The 14,442-nt window shown below is 37.3% G+C and carries 16 protein-coding genes; 12 read left to right on the forward strand and 4 right to left on the reverse strand.

What is annotated here, in order from left to right:
* Positions 1-45: 45 nt before the first annotated feature.
* Positions 46-1,311, reverse strand: a complete 1,266-nt coding sequence (locus MKY51_RS06530; RefSeq protein WP_339176021.1) for a glutamate-5-semialdehyde dehydrogenase — start codon at positions 1,309-1,311, stop codon at positions 46-48.
* A 13-nt stretch (positions 1,312-1,324) separates the two neighbouring features.
* Positions 1,325-2,407, reverse strand: coding sequence for a glutamate 5-kinase (proB, locus tag MKY51_RS06535; protein ID WP_339176022.1), 1,083 nt, complete (start codon positions 2,405-2,407; stop codon positions 1,325-1,327).
* Positions 2,408-3,033: 626 nt separating this feature from the next.
* On the opposite strand from proB, the gene MKY51_RS06540 reads away from it, so the two are divergent.
* Entirely contained in the window at positions 3,034-3,510 is a 477-nt protein-coding gene (locus MKY51_RS06540) for a sigma-70 family RNA polymerase sigma factor (protein ID WP_339176023.1), read from the forward strand.
* Positions 3,511-3,563: 53 nt separating this feature from the next.
* Here the strand turns inward: MKY51_RS06540 and MKY51_RS06545 are convergent, their stop codons facing one another.
* Positions 3,564-3,956, reverse strand: coding sequence for a glucosamine 6-phosphate synthetase (locus tag MKY51_RS06545; protein WP_339176024.1), 393 nt, complete (start codon positions 3,954-3,956; stop codon positions 3,564-3,566).
* A 221-nt stretch (positions 3,957-4,177) separates the two neighbouring features.
* Between MKY51_RS06545 and MKY51_RS06550 the strand changes: the two genes are divergently transcribed.
* The 5 genes from MKY51_RS06550 (at position 4,178) to MKY51_RS06570 (ending at position 6,569) form a co-directional block, all read left to right on the forward strand.
* Positions 4,178-4,372 carry a hypothetical protein gene (locus MKY51_RS06550; RefSeq protein ID WP_339176026.1) on the forward strand — a complete coding sequence of 65 codons (195 nt, stop codon included), beginning with the start codon at positions 4,178-4,180 and terminating at the stop codon, positions 4,370-4,372.
* 162 nt (positions 4,373-4,534) lie between these two features.
* On the forward strand, positions 4,535-5,245 hold the full coding sequence (locus MKY51_RS06555; RefSeq protein WP_339176028.1) for a Type 1 glutamine amidotransferase-like domain-containing protein: 711 nt from the start codon (positions 4,535-4,537) through the stop codon (positions 5,243-5,245).
* 10 nt (positions 5,246-5,255) lie between these two features.
* Positions 5,256-5,780, forward strand: coding sequence for an AAA family ATPase (locus MKY51_RS06560; RefSeq protein ID WP_339176029.1), 525 nt, complete (start codon positions 5,256-5,258; stop codon positions 5,778-5,780).
* Between the two features lie 17 nt (positions 5,781-5,797).
* Entirely contained in the window at positions 5,798-6,160 is a 363-nt protein-coding gene (locus MKY51_RS06565) for a hypothetical protein (protein ID WP_339176031.1), read from the forward strand.
* A 61-nt stretch (positions 6,161-6,221) separates the two neighbouring features.
* Complete coding sequence (locus MKY51_RS06570) at positions 6,222-6,569, forward strand: Clp protease ClpB (protein WP_339176033.1); 348 nt, start codon at positions 6,222-6,224, stop codon at positions 6,567-6,569.
* Between the two features lie 86 nt (positions 6,570-6,655).
* Here MKY51_RS06570 and MKY51_RS06575 read toward each other — a convergent pair whose 3' ends face one another.
* The gene (locus MKY51_RS06575; RefSeq protein ID WP_339176035.1) at positions 6,656-8,830 is read right to left on the reverse strand and encodes a DNA topoisomerase III; all 2,175 of its coding nucleotides are present in this window, start codon (positions 8,828-8,830) and stop codon (positions 6,656-6,658) included.
* Between the two features lie 382 nt (positions 8,831-9,212).
* Here MKY51_RS06575 and MKY51_RS06580 point away from each other — a divergent pair, with 382 nt between their 5' ends.
* From MKY51_RS06580 to MKY51_RS06605, 6 genes are all read left to right on the forward strand, one after another.
* Positions 9,213-10,574 (forward strand): aspartate kinase, encoded by a 1,362-nt coding sequence (locus tag MKY51_RS06580; RefSeq protein ID WP_339176037.1) that lies wholly within the window; start codon positions 9,213-9,215, stop codon positions 10,572-10,574.
* Between the two features lie 115 nt (positions 10,575-10,689).
* Positions 10,690-11,340 (forward strand): DsbA family oxidoreductase, encoded by a 651-nt coding sequence (locus tag MKY51_RS06585; protein ID WP_339176038.1) that lies wholly within the window; start codon positions 10,690-10,692, stop codon positions 11,338-11,340.
* Between the two features lie 30 nt (positions 11,341-11,370).
* Entirely contained in the window at positions 11,371-13,149 is a 1,779-nt protein-coding gene (locus MKY51_RS06590) for a glycerophosphoryl diester phosphodiesterase membrane domain-containing protein (RefSeq protein WP_339176039.1), read from the forward strand.
* 10 nt (positions 13,150-13,159) lie between these two features.
* Complete coding sequence (locus tag MKY51_RS06595; RefSeq protein ID WP_339176042.1) at positions 13,160-13,690, forward strand: peptide ABC transporter ATPase; 531 nt, start codon at positions 13,160-13,162, stop codon at positions 13,688-13,690.
* Between the two features lie 11 nt (positions 13,691-13,701).
* Positions 13,702-13,965 (forward strand): thymidylate synthase, encoded by a 264-nt coding sequence (locus MKY51_RS06600; RefSeq protein ID WP_339176043.1) that lies wholly within the window; start codon positions 13,702-13,704, stop codon positions 13,963-13,965.
* Between the two features lie 95 nt (positions 13,966-14,060).
* Positions 14,061-14,318, forward strand: coding sequence for a hypothetical protein (locus MKY51_RS06605; protein ID WP_339176045.1), 258 nt, complete (start codon positions 14,061-14,063; stop codon positions 14,316-14,318).
* The last annotated feature ends 124 nt before the right edge of the window (positions 14,319-14,442 follow it).

The following is a 14,442-nucleotide window of genomic DNA, read 5'->3' on the forward strand; positions in this document are numbered from 1 at the left end:
GTAACAGCCCTATTGACTGGAAAATTTCATTATAGAAGGTACATTTTATTCCCGAATTTGACCTGTACCATGAATGTAGTATTTCGTTGATGTTAATGCTGGTAACCCCATTGGTCCTCGAGCATGCAGCTTTTGAGTTGATATCCCGATTTCTGCACCATATCCGAATTCAAAGCCATCCGTAAAGCGCGTCGACGCATTATGGTACACAGCTGCCGCATCTACAGAATTTAAAAAGATTTCAGCATTTTGCATATTGTCGGTGATAATCGCTTCTGAATGGTTTGTTCCGAACTGATTAATGTGCTGTACCGCTTCCAATACGTCATCTACTACTTTTATGCTTAATGCCAGAGCCAAAAACTCTTCGGCATAATGTTCTTCTGTTGCCTCGATCGCTTCCGGCAACACTGCACATACATTTTCATCACCATAAATTTTTATATCAAGTTCATTTTGTAGATAGTCCAAAAATTGCTTGCCATGAGTTTGGAAAAAATTCTGGTGCATCAATAGGCTCTCCGCCGCATTACATACGGATAAACGCTGTGTTTTCGAATTTTTTACAATTGATTTCGCCATATCGAAATCAGCGAATTCATCCAAATAAATATGGCAGTTTCCGGCACCGGTTTCAAGAACAGGAACCGTTGATTCACGTACAACTAAATCGATTAGTTTTTTACCTCCGCGCGGAATGAGCACATCCAAGTATTCAGTAAGTGTAAATAAAGATTTCGCTGTTTCACGGCTTGTATCTTCGATTAGCAAAACGGCATCTTCCGGGTAGTCAACAGCTTCTAGCGCGCGGTGAATCGAGGCAACGAGTGCGATGTTGGAGTATTTTGCAGAAGAACTGCCACGGAGAAGTACCGCATTACCTGTTTTAATGGAAAGTGTTGCTGCATCAATCGTTACATTTGGTCGTGCTTCATAAATCATACCGATTACGCCTAATGGGACACGCTTTTTAGTAATGTGAAGGCCATTTTCTTTCGTCATTTCCTCGACTACTTCACCGACAGGATCCTCTAATTCAATCAGCTGCATAATGGCATCGCTCATCGCTTGAATGCGGTTTTCATTCAGTAAAATGCGATCCAGTGTCGCTTGATCGAGTCCGTTTGCTTTTCCATCAGTAATATCTTTTGTATTTTCCGACAGCAGGAAGTCCATATCGGCAATTAGTTGTTGAGCAATACTTTTTAATGCTTCATTTTTTTCTGCTGTTGTTTTGATATTCGTTAAATAGCTCGCTTTTTTTGCACGCTTACCTTTTTCAACCACTTCATTTGTAATAGTTTTCTTCATAAAGATAACCCCCTTAAATTTTGACCCATTGATTACGGTGAATGACTTCTATCGGATAATGCATGAGCTCTGTCGTACGTTTCCCCATCGCATGCTCCAATTCAGCTGAAGAATAAAGAATTTCTCCACGACCGATACAAGTATGTCTATCATAAACTTCGACAACATCGCCTTTATCAAATTGTCCTTCATAGGCATAAACACCGGCTGGCAGTAAACTTTTCCCTCCATATTGCAATGCTTGGACCGCACCTTCGTCAATAAAAATCTTTCCGGAAGATTTTGAAAGCTTTACCCATTGTTTATTTGTAGGTACGTACTTTTCATTGCGTTCAAAATACGTGCCGTCACCGTTGTTTTCAAGAATTTCGATTAGTTTTGTATGACCGGAACCTGTTCCGATAAAAACTCCGACACCTGTATTAATTGCATGATTGGCTGCAGCGAGCTTTGACTGCATGCCACCGGTCCCGACTTTTGAGCCTGATCCTGTAGCAAAGAGAAGCATCTCTTCTGTAATTTTTTCTATGCGATCAATTCGAACGGCATCTGCGTTTGTTAATGGATTAGCCGTATAGAGCCCGTTGACATCCGTTAAAATAATTAACTGATCTGCATGGACGAGACCGCTTACTAAAGCGGAAAGCATGTCATTGTCACCAAAAGTCAATTCAGCGACAGATACAGTATCGTTTTCATTGATAATCGGGATGATTGAACGTTCCAACAGTTCTGTTAATGTTTCATAAGCATTTCTGTAACGCTGTTTATCATTGAAATCAGAGCGAGTCAGTAAAATTTGGGCAGATGTCTCGTTATATTTGGCAAATTCATCTGCATACGCTTGGATTAGTATGCTTTGACCAACTGCCGCAGCAGCTTGCTTTCCTTTGAGGGTAATCGGTCGAGAAGGATAGCCAAGCTTTCGGAAACCTGCTGCTACTGCGCCAGAAGATACTAGAATAACTTCATGACCTGCTTTTTTTAATGCGGCGATTGCAGCAACATGGTCATGAAATTTTTCATAATCAAGCTCACCTTTATTATTTGTTAAAGAACTGCTTCCGATTTTTATTACAATACGTTTTTTTTCCACCCGAAATCCTCCTCGATAAAAATATTAAATTATCCCGCTACACGATATTGGTCATAGATACGCTGTTACAGGATATGACAGTTTTAACTTATGTTTTTCCACTCTGTTAAGAATAGAAAAAACCCTTTGATGGACTTAAAAGCATAAAAAAGCACATTTCAATCCTATCGATTAGGACGAAATGTGCTGTTTCCGTGGTACCACCTAAATTGAATGCCAAGTTCTTGCATTCCACTTATCTCATAACGCTGAGTCTGCGCCTATTTTTGTAGGAGCTGTTGAAGTAGGTTCGGCAGGTTTTGCTATGCCATTCTTTCAGCCTGTGGAATGTGCTCTCTTGTATAGCCAATTGCTACGTACTCGTCTTCAATATGCCTTTACATTTTCTAATAGCATGCATGATAGCGGATTTTTTGTCAATATCGTTATATCTGATTTATTAGAAAACTATGCGAAAAAGTTCTTTTTAGACCGATTTACCGTATAAAAGTGTGAATTTTATGGCTATTTAACGTGCAAATGTAATTTTTCGTAATAAATCTGTTCTTTGTTTCATTTTCTACAATTCCTTAAATTTGTAGTACCTAGGAATAATCAGTTGTGCACAGCTTTAAGGAATTGGAAATATGCAGGATGTAGAAAAACTTATTTCTGAAAGTGAAACAATAATAAAAAAAGTGATCTATAAACTGAAAATTTATCGGGATTTTGATGAATACATGCAAATAGGAAGAATCGCCCTATGGCAGGCATTACAGAAGTATGATGCTACAAAAGGGGATTTTGCGATGTTCGCCTATATGACTGTAAAATATGCTGTTATTCGAGCACTATCTAAAGCGAATCATATAACCGAGCATGAACTGGCAGTGGAGGAGGACGTAATACTCGTTAATTCACAGCAACAGTATTTAATTACAACAGGTTTGGAATGGCCTGAATGGTTTGAGGAATTAAATAAGGATGAACAATTTCTGCTGATCGCATTGTTTGAAAAAGAGCTTTCGTTAAAAGAGATTGCTGACACGTATAAGCTGAATTATGAAACAATTAAGAAAAGACGTCAGCGATTATTGTCTAAGTTAAGGGGTTTGTTACTATAGATTTTTGGGATGAAAAAAAGTGGAAGCTTATGAAGTTTCCACTTTGTAATATCTTATTGGAGTGTATTCAAAAACTCTGTTCGCTGTTCTTCGGATTGCTGTTCGCCATTTACAAGCATTGCCCCAATACGGTAATCAGTTTGTCCCTTTTCAACAACATATTGCAAATTAACAGGCTGTACTTTGTTGTCAATTTTGCACTTACCTTTAAATTCTACAACATGCTCCATCATTTTAGTCTGGAAGTATTCCCAGCGGCTCTCTTCACAATAGTTTTTGAATGCTTCTTCTGTTGTAATATTACTATTTTCGATAACGGGTGTCGCATGAATATATGTAATGTAGTCATTATCTGTTACGGCTTTTTGTGGACCAAAAAAGTAAAAAAATATACCAATTACCCCAATTGGTATAATCCAAAATATCGTCCTCTTTCTTTTCTCCATAAAATAAATCCCCCCTATATTTGTAGTATCAGTATAACATTTAAATGTTAATATTTTCTACATCGGCATAATTATTAGCTTGATAAAGGAGTACTTTCGATACGTAGGTCATGGAAACCAACAGGATCAGTCTAATAAGATTAAACGTTAACATAGTAAGATTTGTTACTATAAAGATAGGTTAAAGGGAACGAGAATTTATCAATACTTTGGAGGACACAATGTTTTTTATTTTTATGGCAGTATATGGTACACCGATTTTAGCCGTTTTATTTTGTTTAAACTTAGCAATCATCATTGATAAATCGCGAAATAATCAGGATTCCAAATTTAATGTGTATGTAATGACAGGTGCCTTCACGATTATGATGTCATGTATTACGATTGCGCTATTAAAAGTTTTGGACGGGGTATAAGACAACAACTTATTTAATCGATTTATAAAAGAGCATTGTTCAAGTGACAATGCTCTTTTTGTGATTAACTCAAGGAGTATCGTGAACTTTGTAGAATATATTAATTAAGGTCAAAACATGGTGGCAAAATAAAATACTTTTGATTATTGAAAGGAGTACCGAATGAAACAAATAATTGCGATGGGCGGCGGGGGCTTTTCGATGGAACCTGATAACCCGCTATTGGATCGATATATTCTGAAGCAGGCAAAAACGGCAAAACCGAAAATTTGTTTTCTTCCTACAGCAAGCGGCGATTCTGAACAATACATATCCAGGTTTTATCATTTTTTTAATACACAAAATTGTGATCCCTCACATTTATCTCTATATAACCCTTCATCACGGGATTTGGAAAGTTTTATTTTAGAGAAAGACATTTTATATGTTGGTGGGGGAAACACGAAAAACCTTTTAGCTTTGTGGAAGGATTGGGGATTAGACCATATTTTAAGAAAGGCTTGGGAGGAGGGGGTTATTTTAGCGGGGTTAAGTGCAGGGGCAATCTGTTGGTTTGAGCAGGGGGTGACAGATTCTTTTGGAGATGGACTTGAACCAATAGATTGCCTGGGATTATTAAATGGGAGTAATTGTCCGCATTACGATGGTGAAAAGAAAAGAAGACCTGCATATCATAAACTGATCGAGTCCAATCAAATACAATCAGGAATTGCTGTTGATGATGGTGTTGCGGTTCATTATAAAGGCCGGGAAATATATAAAGTGGTTAGTTCCAGACCTGATGCCAAAGCGTACAGTGTGCTTTGGGAAAACGGCATAATTGAAAGGGGACTCCCAGTAGAGTATTTGGGTCAAGAAAATTTTGAAAAGTGAGTGGTTAAATATGTTTTTTATACAAATGTCCGGATTCCCAGGTTCCGGTAAGTCGACGCTCTCCCGACAAATTGCCGAGAAAATAGGGGCAGTCATAGTTGATCATGACATTGTAAAAACGGCGTTAATAACGTCATTTGAGGAAATTCCAATAGAGAAAAAACTTGTTGGTAAAATTGCCTATAATGTTGATTGGTCTTTAGTGGAATTTCATTTATCACAAGGACAAAATGTCGTTTTGGATAGTCCTTGTCTTTATCAGGAAACGGTGGATCGAGGTATAGATTTATCAAAAAAGTATAATGCCACATACAAATACGTAGAGTGCTACCTGAATGATTTTCAGGAAATAAACAATAGATTAAAAAGTCGAAATAAAATGGTTAGTCAAATTAACGCAGTCAGCTCGGAAGAAACCTTTAAACGTACGCTTGAAAACAGTAAGAAACCAGATGAAGGTTCATACATTGTTGTAAATACGAGTGAACCATTAGAAAGTTACATAGATCAGGTGATTGATTTTATTGAGACCTAAATTGTGGAGGTGTTGTATTGAAAAATGTTCGTGCGAAAATAGGAATTTTAATATTGTTAACTGTTACACTTTTAACTGCCTGTATCGAAAAAGATTATGTGTTTTTTGGGGAAAGTGAGAATTGGAGAGTCCAATATACAGTGACAGATGATGATGGCTGCAATTCTACTAAAGGCTATATAAAATATCTTGGCAACGATCCGATGCCGGAACAGTTGGAGTTTAGTGTAGATAAAGTAGAAGGGGCTTCCATTTCTTTAGATGAAAACGGTATGTTTTTTCTGCCCCATGGCTGTTCGAATGCAACAGAAGGATCAGAGCTTAAAGCAAATATAAAATGGGAGAATCAATCGGAAACAATCCAATTGCCTTTAAAATGAATAAATAGTTGACTGATTAGATGTGAAATATTTTGAATGTATCTAACTAGGAGGCACTGATTTGAACCAGTCCACATATTTAATTGGAGCAGTATTGTTAGGTTTATCCATCATGACAGCTGCATTGATTTTAAGTAGCACAACAAATACCGATAAAGACTCAGAAAGTACCATTAGCTCAATACCGGAGTTGATGACACTTACCCAGCTTGCTGAATACCTTCAAATAAGCGAACAATCCATTGAAATTATTATATCGAATGATGATTATCAAAGAAATGGACTAAGCAGCTATGATACCTATCAGTTTATCCCGTATCTTTTGCTCGATAATCAGAAAAGATTCATAAAGACAGAAATCGATGCATGGTTAAAATACAGAAATGATAACAGGTTAAATTATCATTAAGAAGATATGTATGAATAGAAAAAATACCCCGAAAGTTAATGATTCGTAGCTAAACTTTCGGGGCATTATCTTTTTAAAGAAGTCGGTTACTTTGCATTTGCAAACTTGAAGCTTGTTTTTCGTTCCTTCTCATCCCAAATGAGATGGGCGTTGAAGATTTTACCGCCTTTTTTAAATCCTTTGATTAAATCGGTTTCGCCGGAAGTTAATAATTTTTTCAGGTTCGTTTGCGTTATCGTTTTTCCGAGAATTTTTTTGGAAACCGAGAATTTACAGTTGGCTTTTTTATAATTTGAACAACCGTAAAAAGTACCGTGGTCAACAATGGATCCATCACAAAGTATGCATTTCCCGACAACTGTTTTTTCTTTCTTATATTTTTTAGTATAGGGATTGTTTTCAGTAATCTTCTCCACATCGTGTTGATTGAATGCCCATTCTTTTTCCCGCTCGCCGGCATCTGCTATCAATTTATCTGCCAGTTTTTTTACCTGTTCCATAAATACTTGGGGAGATGCGTTCCCTTCACCAATTTCAGAAAGTCGTTGCTCCCATTTAGCAGTCATGGACGCGGACGTTAAAATGCTTTCTCCCAGTGCCTCAATGAGCAGCATTCCTTTCGTCGTTGCAAACACCTGGTTTTTCCTCACTTCGATGTAGTTCCGGTCTTTCAGTGTGCCGATAATACCGGCGCGCGTAGCTTCCGTACCTAATCCTTCTGTTTTCGATAATACCTTTTCCAGTTCCACATCTTCCAAATGTTTGCCTGCGGTTTTCATGACTGTAATGAGATTACCTTCCGAATAGCGGTTTGGCGGCTGGGTTTCACCTTTCTTGACATTCGCTTTTACAACGGTCCCTTGTTCATTTTCCTGAAGAAGGGGGAGCAGTTCATCTTTGTCCGCATTATCTTTCGAATGATGAATTACTTTGCGCCAACCTTCCTCCAGCAGCACTTTCCCTTTGGAAATGAATTCCGCGCGCTGATCGACAAGTGAGTGAATTGTCGTATAGGAGAATATGGCATTATTGTAATGGGCCGCAATCACTTGCCTTGCTACTAAATCATAAATTTTTGCTTCTTCTGCACTGAGGTTTGCCATATTCGGAACTTGCTCAGTAATGATAATAGCATGGTGATCGGTTACCTTTTTTTCATTGACAAATCTTTTGTTGTTCAGAAGGGAAGTTACCGGTGGCGGTAACAGATTTTTATATTGCTCCAACTTGCCTAACTGTCCAAGAATCGCCGGTAATGTTTTCGCTTCCTCGTTCGTCAGAAATTGTGAATCCGATCTTGGATAGGAAACGACGCCTTTCAAATAGAGTTTCTGTAAAATATCGAGCGTCATTTGTGGTGAAAATTTAAAAGCTTTGTTTGCTGTTGCCTGTAGTGCAGACAAATTGAACAAAAGAGGGGGTGCATATTCCTTCTTTTCTTTTTTAATATTTGTGATTTCTACGTTTTTATTGATGCAAAAGTTGGCTGCAGCAATTGCCTGGCGTTCCTCGAGAAGCCTGGTCACATTGTTTTTATGCCATTTCGCTTTTAGAAGTTTGCCATTAAAGTTAAATTCTGCTTCCACTTCCCAAAACGGTTCTGGTTTAAAGTTCGCAATCTCATGCTCACGTTTTACGATGAGCGCCAATGTCGGTGTTTGTACTCTGCCAATGGAAAAGACATCTTTTACGCCATTACGTTTGAGGAGTACCGTATACAATCTGGATGTATTGATACCAATCAGCCAATCGGCACAGGAGCGGCTCAGTGCTTCAAAATAAATATTTCTCGTTTTCTCTTCCGGCAGTAAATTGGCAAATCCATTTTTCACCGCATTTTCCGTTAAGGAAGATATCCATAATCTCTTCATTGGTTTATTTACACTGCATACTTTTAAAATGGTGCGTATAATGAGTTCACCTTCACGCCCTGCATCCCCGCCGATGATAACTTCCCGAATATCCGGTCTTTTGACGAGTGTTTTTATAATATTGAACTGTTTATATTTTGTCTTTGTAACCTTGTATTCGAAACGTTCTGGAATGATCGGCAATGTTTCCAATGTCCATTTCTTCCATGAGGCGTTGTATTCTTCCGGGGCCTTCAATTCACATAGATGACCGATCGCCCATGTAATGAGCGCACCTTCCGGAAAGTACGTGTTTGGCTTAACTTCAAAATAACCAGCCTTTTTAGTAAATGAAAACGGGGCAGCCAATTTTGCTGCCTGATCTGGTTTTTCTGCAATTACTATTTTCATATATCCTTCTCCTACTAATAATAATTACAAATTCTATAGTAATAATTATAGAGTAATTTACAGCAAAATGGGGGATGAAACAATTTTCATTGCGAAGGATTGTTAGGGGAATTGTTTCACTATTTTGTCACTTCTTTAGCCTAACAGAGACAATTAATTTTTATTGTAAAAATGTTATAAATTTGAACAAATAAATATCATTTTTTATGAAAATCTCATATAATATATTGACAAAATGACGAATTATTCGTATTTTGACTAAATAGATTAATGAATTTACTGAATAGTCTTGACTGAAATAGGATAAATTTGTACACTGTGTAAAGTCAAATGTTTTTTTGGTGAGTACAAATATCAATTTTGAGAGTAAGGATATGATGAGATGATAGTATGTAAATTTGGCGGCACATCTGTCGCGAGTGCAGAACAAATCAAAAAAGTAGCAAGCATTGTGAAGTCTAATCCTGAAAGAAAGATTGTCGCTGTTTCGGCGCCTGGTAAGCGTTCAAGTGATGATATTAAAGTGACGGATTTATTAATAGATTTAGCAAACACCGTAATTAATAAAGGCGATGTTGAAGCAAAAATTAAAGCTGTAGTAGACCGTTACCGTAATATCGCTGAAGATCTTGGTTTAGACAATACAATTTCAGATATTATTGAACAGGATATACGCGGGCGTGTGACAGAAAATTGGTCAAACAAAGACTTATTCTTAGATAATATAAAAGCAAGCGGTGAAGATAACAACGCAAAACTGATTGCGTGTTATTTTAATGCAATTGGCATGCCTGCAAAATATATAAGTCCAAAAGATAAGCTGATTTTAAATGACTTTCCGGAACGTACGTATGCACTGCCGGAAGCATACGAAAACTTGAGTGTATTGAAAAATACAGAGGAGATTATCATTTTCCCTGGATTCTTCGGTTATACAAAGGCAGGCATTTTACGTACATTTGACCGTGGCGGATCTGATATTACTGGTTCCATTTTGGCATCTGCCGTTGGGGCAAAGCTATATGAAAACTTTACGGATGTGGACTGTGTATTCGCTGCAAACCCTAAAGTCGTAAATGATCCAGTCGATATTAAAGAAATTACGTATCGCGAAATGCGTGAATTATCGTACGCAGGTTTTTCCGTATTCCATGATGAGGCATTGATGCCGGTCTATAAACAAGGTATTCCGGTCAATATTAAAAACACAAATAACCCGTCTGCATCAGGCACGTTGATTTTACCAACGCGTCCTGCAACAAATCGCCCGGTTACAGGGATTTCGGCGGACAGCGGTTTTTCAATATTATATGTATCAAAATATTTAATGAATCGGGAAGTTGGCTTTGGCCGCAAGCTTCTTCAGATTATTGAAGAAGAAAATATTTCCTATGAGCATACACCATCTGGTTTAGACGATATTTCAGTTATCATGCGTTCAAGCCAGCTGACACCTGAAATTGAAGAACGTATTGTAAGACGCGTTAAAAATGAACTATGTGCAGATGATGTTCAATTCAGCCATAACTTTTCAATGATTGTCATTGTCGGGGAAGGTATGCGCCATAATACAGGCTTGGCTGCTCGAGCTGCAACGGCAATCTCTGCAACAGGTGCAAATATTGAAATGATTAATCAAGGTTCTTCGGAAGTTAGTCTTGTGTTTGGCGTTCGTTCAGAATTTGAAGATCAAATTTTAAAGGGACTTTATGAAGAGTTTTTTGCAACAATTACTTCGTTTTAGATAATATTTAGTCGAATCCACATTGGGTTCGGCTTTTTTCTTTGGAATTTTGGGTAATGTAATAAAAAAGCCATAGAATAGAGGGATAAGTACATAAAAATGAGGGGGAGACAAAATGAAAATAGAAATTTTTTCTGATTTCGCTTGTCCGTTTTGTTATATCGCGAAAACGAAGTTATTCCAAGCAATAAAACAGTTAAATTTAGATGAGGAAACGGAAGTCGTTTACAGGGCGTTCGAGTTAAATCCTAAAGCTTCAAAGTCGGAATCAATATCATATGTCGATACGATTTTCAAAAAGAAAAATAATGATCTCCGTAAAACGGAAGAATTTATGGAAGCGTTGGAAATGCATGCAAAGGAGGCAGGTGTCCTATTCAACATTGATAAGGTAGTGCTGGCCAATACAAAAAATGCCCATCGCTTATGTAAGCTGGCTAAGCTTTATGAAAAAGAATTGGAGTTTGTAAATATTGTGATGGAAAAATTCTTTTCGGAAGGACTAAATTTAAACAACACGGAAGCACTGTTGGCCATTTGTGAACAAATTGGCATCGACCGGAACATGGCACAAAAAATAATAAAGGAACAACAATTCACTGAAGAGTTAATGTTGGATCGCTATGAGGCCCAGCAACTGCAAATATCAAGTGTTCCTTTTTTCGTATTTGAAGACCATTACGGAATCAGAGGGGTTGAACCAATAGAGGTATTTACCAATACATTGCTTCAAACGAAGGAATATATGAAAAAAAATCAAAAATAGAGATAGAGTTTACTAGTTGGAGGAAGTCTTGTGGAAAGAATAAAACGAGTTATTAAACTGATTTTCAGAAATTTATATTATTACCGAGTCGATTATATACGGACATTTGCGATTTTGCGTATTGTGCAGGCATTTATTTTACTGCCGCTCATCTGGCTCATAACAGCTATTGTCATGGATATTACAGGGGTGCAGGTCATAACGCAGGACAGTATCCTTTACTTACTGACAAATCCGTTTGCGTTATTTGGAATAGGAATTATTCTTTTTATTGGAATTGTATTCATTTATTATGAATTAGGATTTTTAATATTACTTGCCTACTATCAGCAGCGCGCGATTCCATATACATGGAAAGATCTATTAAAACGATTAAATCAGAAGGTTGTCTATTTTGTTAGTTTGCAGACATTACTGATTGTCGTTTATCTACTGTTATTAATTCCGCTTATTTCTTCCTTATTGCCAGTTTCATTGATTCAAAATATCAATGTACCAAGCTTTATTATAGATGAACTTTTAAATTCACGTAATGGCACGATTCTATATGTTGTGCTAATAATTATAATGAGTTTTATAAGCTTACGATTTATTTTTACATGGCCATTTTTTACGGCTTACCAAGAGCTTACAATTTTTAAGGCTTTAAAAATGAGCTGGCAGTTTTCGAAAAGAAAACTACTCGAGACAATCGGGATGATCGGCCTTATTGTTCTTGTTAATTTAACGCTTTTATTATTCGCGTTATTCATAATATTGACACCGTTATTTATCATCGAAAAAATTAAACCGGATTGGGGCCTTGTTACTGCAAGCTTTACATTGACACTTGCACAGGGCGTTATCATCCTGTTTTTCACTATATTGCAAGTGTTCTTTACCCAGTTACTTGTTATGGTAGCATTTCAGTTAACACGTCACAAACCATTAATCGTTCAGGAGGAACCATTTAGACAAACAATTCGTCAGTGGACCTTTATCATTGTCGTATTCGCTTTTTTCCTTGTGAGCGGTATTAATTTAATCAGTTTGGAAAAGACGATTTACGAACCGGATACAAACATCATTTCCCATCGAGGTTTTATGGATGGCGGTGTGGAGAACACCTTGAATGCGATTGAGGCGGCAAAAGAGGCCGAGGCAGATATGGTGGAAATCGATATTCAGCAAACGAAGGATGGAGATTTTGTCGTTCATCACGATAAAACTTTATCACGTTTGTCAGGTGAAGATGATATCATCTATGATTTAACACTGAATGAATTAGTCACAACAACTGTTTTGGCGGATGGTTTCAGCGACACGATTGCTTCTTTTGAGGAAGTGCTTGAAATGAGTCATGATTTAAATATAAAATTGCTTATTGAGTTGAAAACACATGGTTTTGAAACAGAAGACTTTCTACAGCGCTTTGTGGATCTGCTTGATGAATATGATGCCTTGGATTATCATTATGTTCAATCACCTGATATACCGACAATGGAAATGCTTGAAGACATGGAACCCCGGATTCATACCGGCCATATATACTCTATCGCATACGGTAAGTTACCGGAATCCAATGCGGACTTTATTTCAGTAGAGCAGTCCTTTGCGACGAAAAATATTCAGAAGCAGGTTGAGGATCGCGGCATGGAATTGTTCGTCTGGACGATAAATGATGAATCGGATATGCAGAAATTTTATGAGAAAAATGTAAATGGCGTTATTACCGACCATCCGGATGAAGCACTTTCAAAACGTCAAAAATTTGATGAAAAGCAAAATTTTATACAAAGGATACTCAACAAAATTAAGATTATTTATTAAGGGGAAATCAATGCAGACTTATACGTACGAAGTATTAGGGGATATAAAATCTACGGAACAGCGGCCAGTTTACAATGAGTCCGGAGAGCAGGTCCTGAAAGTTCAGCGCATATATGATAATGGGTTGAAAAAACTGCTGGACGGCTATTTCGATCACCGCTATTTTTTAAAATATGCGGTGCTTCGTAATGATGGACAATCAGTCTTCGAAGTGAAGAAGATTTTCAGACGCGGGAAAGTGTGGTTTGAAGGGAAAGATCTTGTTCTAAACGAAAAATATATTATTAATTATGAAAACTGGCGTATTGGAGTTCCGGAACTATTTATTTCAAGCGAAAAATTTAAAATGAAAATCGATAAAGAAATGGAAGACTGGTCCAACTTTATTATTAATGATGAGGTTATCGCAAGGTGGCTTGCTGTTTATGATGAACAATCGGATATGTTTTCGGTTAAGCTCGTTATTTGGGACGAAGCACCGATACAGGAACCGGCATTTTACATTGCCATTGCGCAGGCGACACTATTTATTGGGGTATAGGAGAGTTAAAGATGAATGTTGTATTTGTATTAACAGAAACGGCTGAAGAAGTATTGCAAATGGTCAGTAACGATGTTGCGGGATTGCTCGCTGCCGTCAAGGGCGAAAGTGTTTCGTTTCCGTTTGGCAGCTACCAGTATGACAGCCACACACTGGATCATTATTTACTGGAAAATGGTACATACCAGCAAGAACTGGTCATTTATTTAAAACCGGAGCAGAAAAAGAATGAGACGATTTTGCCGTTACCAAAAATGCAGGATGAACGTAGCTGATTGGCATCAATTATGTATACGTTTCGCCTAAATAAAGGAAATTAAATTCACTTGTCGAATGTATTGATTGAATACATATTGGCAGGTGAATTTTTTTGCGTCAGCTAAATTTATTTGATCTGGAGTTTGAACAGTATCAGCCGAAATTTCAAGTAATGGATACTGTGAAGATCATCTTAATCGATGAGCAATTGGATAGTGAAACCTACCATTATCGCAAATTTTATGAAGCTCATATTATTGATAAGGTAGGGGAAGTTACGAACATTCACATAAGTACATCTGGTGTCATTACCTATGAAGTGGATCTATACGGAGCAAAATATTATTTGCTTGAAGAGGAACTTGTTTAAAAAGGAATTTAAAAAGGAGAAGAGGCCGGGATATAAGTAGAATTATTGCTAAATAAAAGGAAAGCCTTTATTAAGAAATGGATATATTGCAAAATTGATTGGAATGGAGGGCGAGTGTAGCTGA

This window comes from Solibacillus sp. FSL R5-0691 (assembly GCF_037974225.1).
In the GTDB taxonomy this organism is placed as follows: Bacteria; Bacillota; Bacilli; order Bacillales_A; family Planococcaceae; genus Solibacillus.

Excerpts from the sequence above, each read along its gene's own strand:
- MKY51_RS06580 (WP_339176037.1), top strand. The coding sequence starts at position 9,213 with ATGATAGTATGTAAATTTGGCGGCACATCTGTCGCGAGTGCAGAACAA.
- MKY51_RS06545 (WP_339176024.1), bottom strand. The coding sequence starts at position 3,956 with ATGGAGAAAAGAAAGAGGACGATATTTTGGATTATACCAATTGGGGTA.
- MKY51_RS06575 (WP_339176035.1), bottom strand. The coding sequence starts at position 8,830 with ATGAAAATAGTAATTGCAGAAAAACCAGATCAGGCAGCAAAATTGGCT.
- MKY51_RS06560 (WP_339176029.1), top strand. The coding sequence starts at position 5,256 with ATGTTTTTTATACAAATGTCCGGATTCCCAGGTTCCGGTAAGTCGACG.
- MKY51_RS06600 (WP_339176043.1), top strand. The coding sequence starts at position 13,702 with ATGAATGTTGTATTTGTATTAACAGAAACGGCTGAAGAAGTATTGCAA.
- MKY51_RS06595 (WP_339176042.1), top strand. The coding sequence starts at position 13,160 with ATGCAGACTTATACGTACGAAGTATTAGGGGATATAAAATCTACGGAA.
- MKY51_RS06585 (WP_339176038.1), top strand. The coding sequence starts at position 10,690 with ATGAAAATAGAAATTTTTTCTGATTTCGCTTGTCCGTTTTGTTATATC.
- MKY51_RS06540 (WP_339176023.1), top strand. The coding sequence starts at position 3,034 with ATGCAGGATGTAGAAAAACTTATTTCTGAAAGTGAAACAATAATAAAA.
- MKY51_RS06555 (WP_339176028.1), top strand. The coding sequence starts at position 4,535 with ATGAAACAAATAATTGCGATGGGCGGCGGGGGCTTTTCGATGGAACCT.
- MKY51_RS06530 (WP_339176021.1), bottom strand. The coding sequence starts at position 1,311 with ATGAAGAAAACTATTACAAATGAAGTGGTTGAAAAAGGTAAGCGTGCA.
- MKY51_RS06550 (WP_339176026.1), top strand. The coding sequence starts at position 4,178 with ATGTTTTTTATTTTTATGGCAGTATATGGTACACCGATTTTAGCCGTT.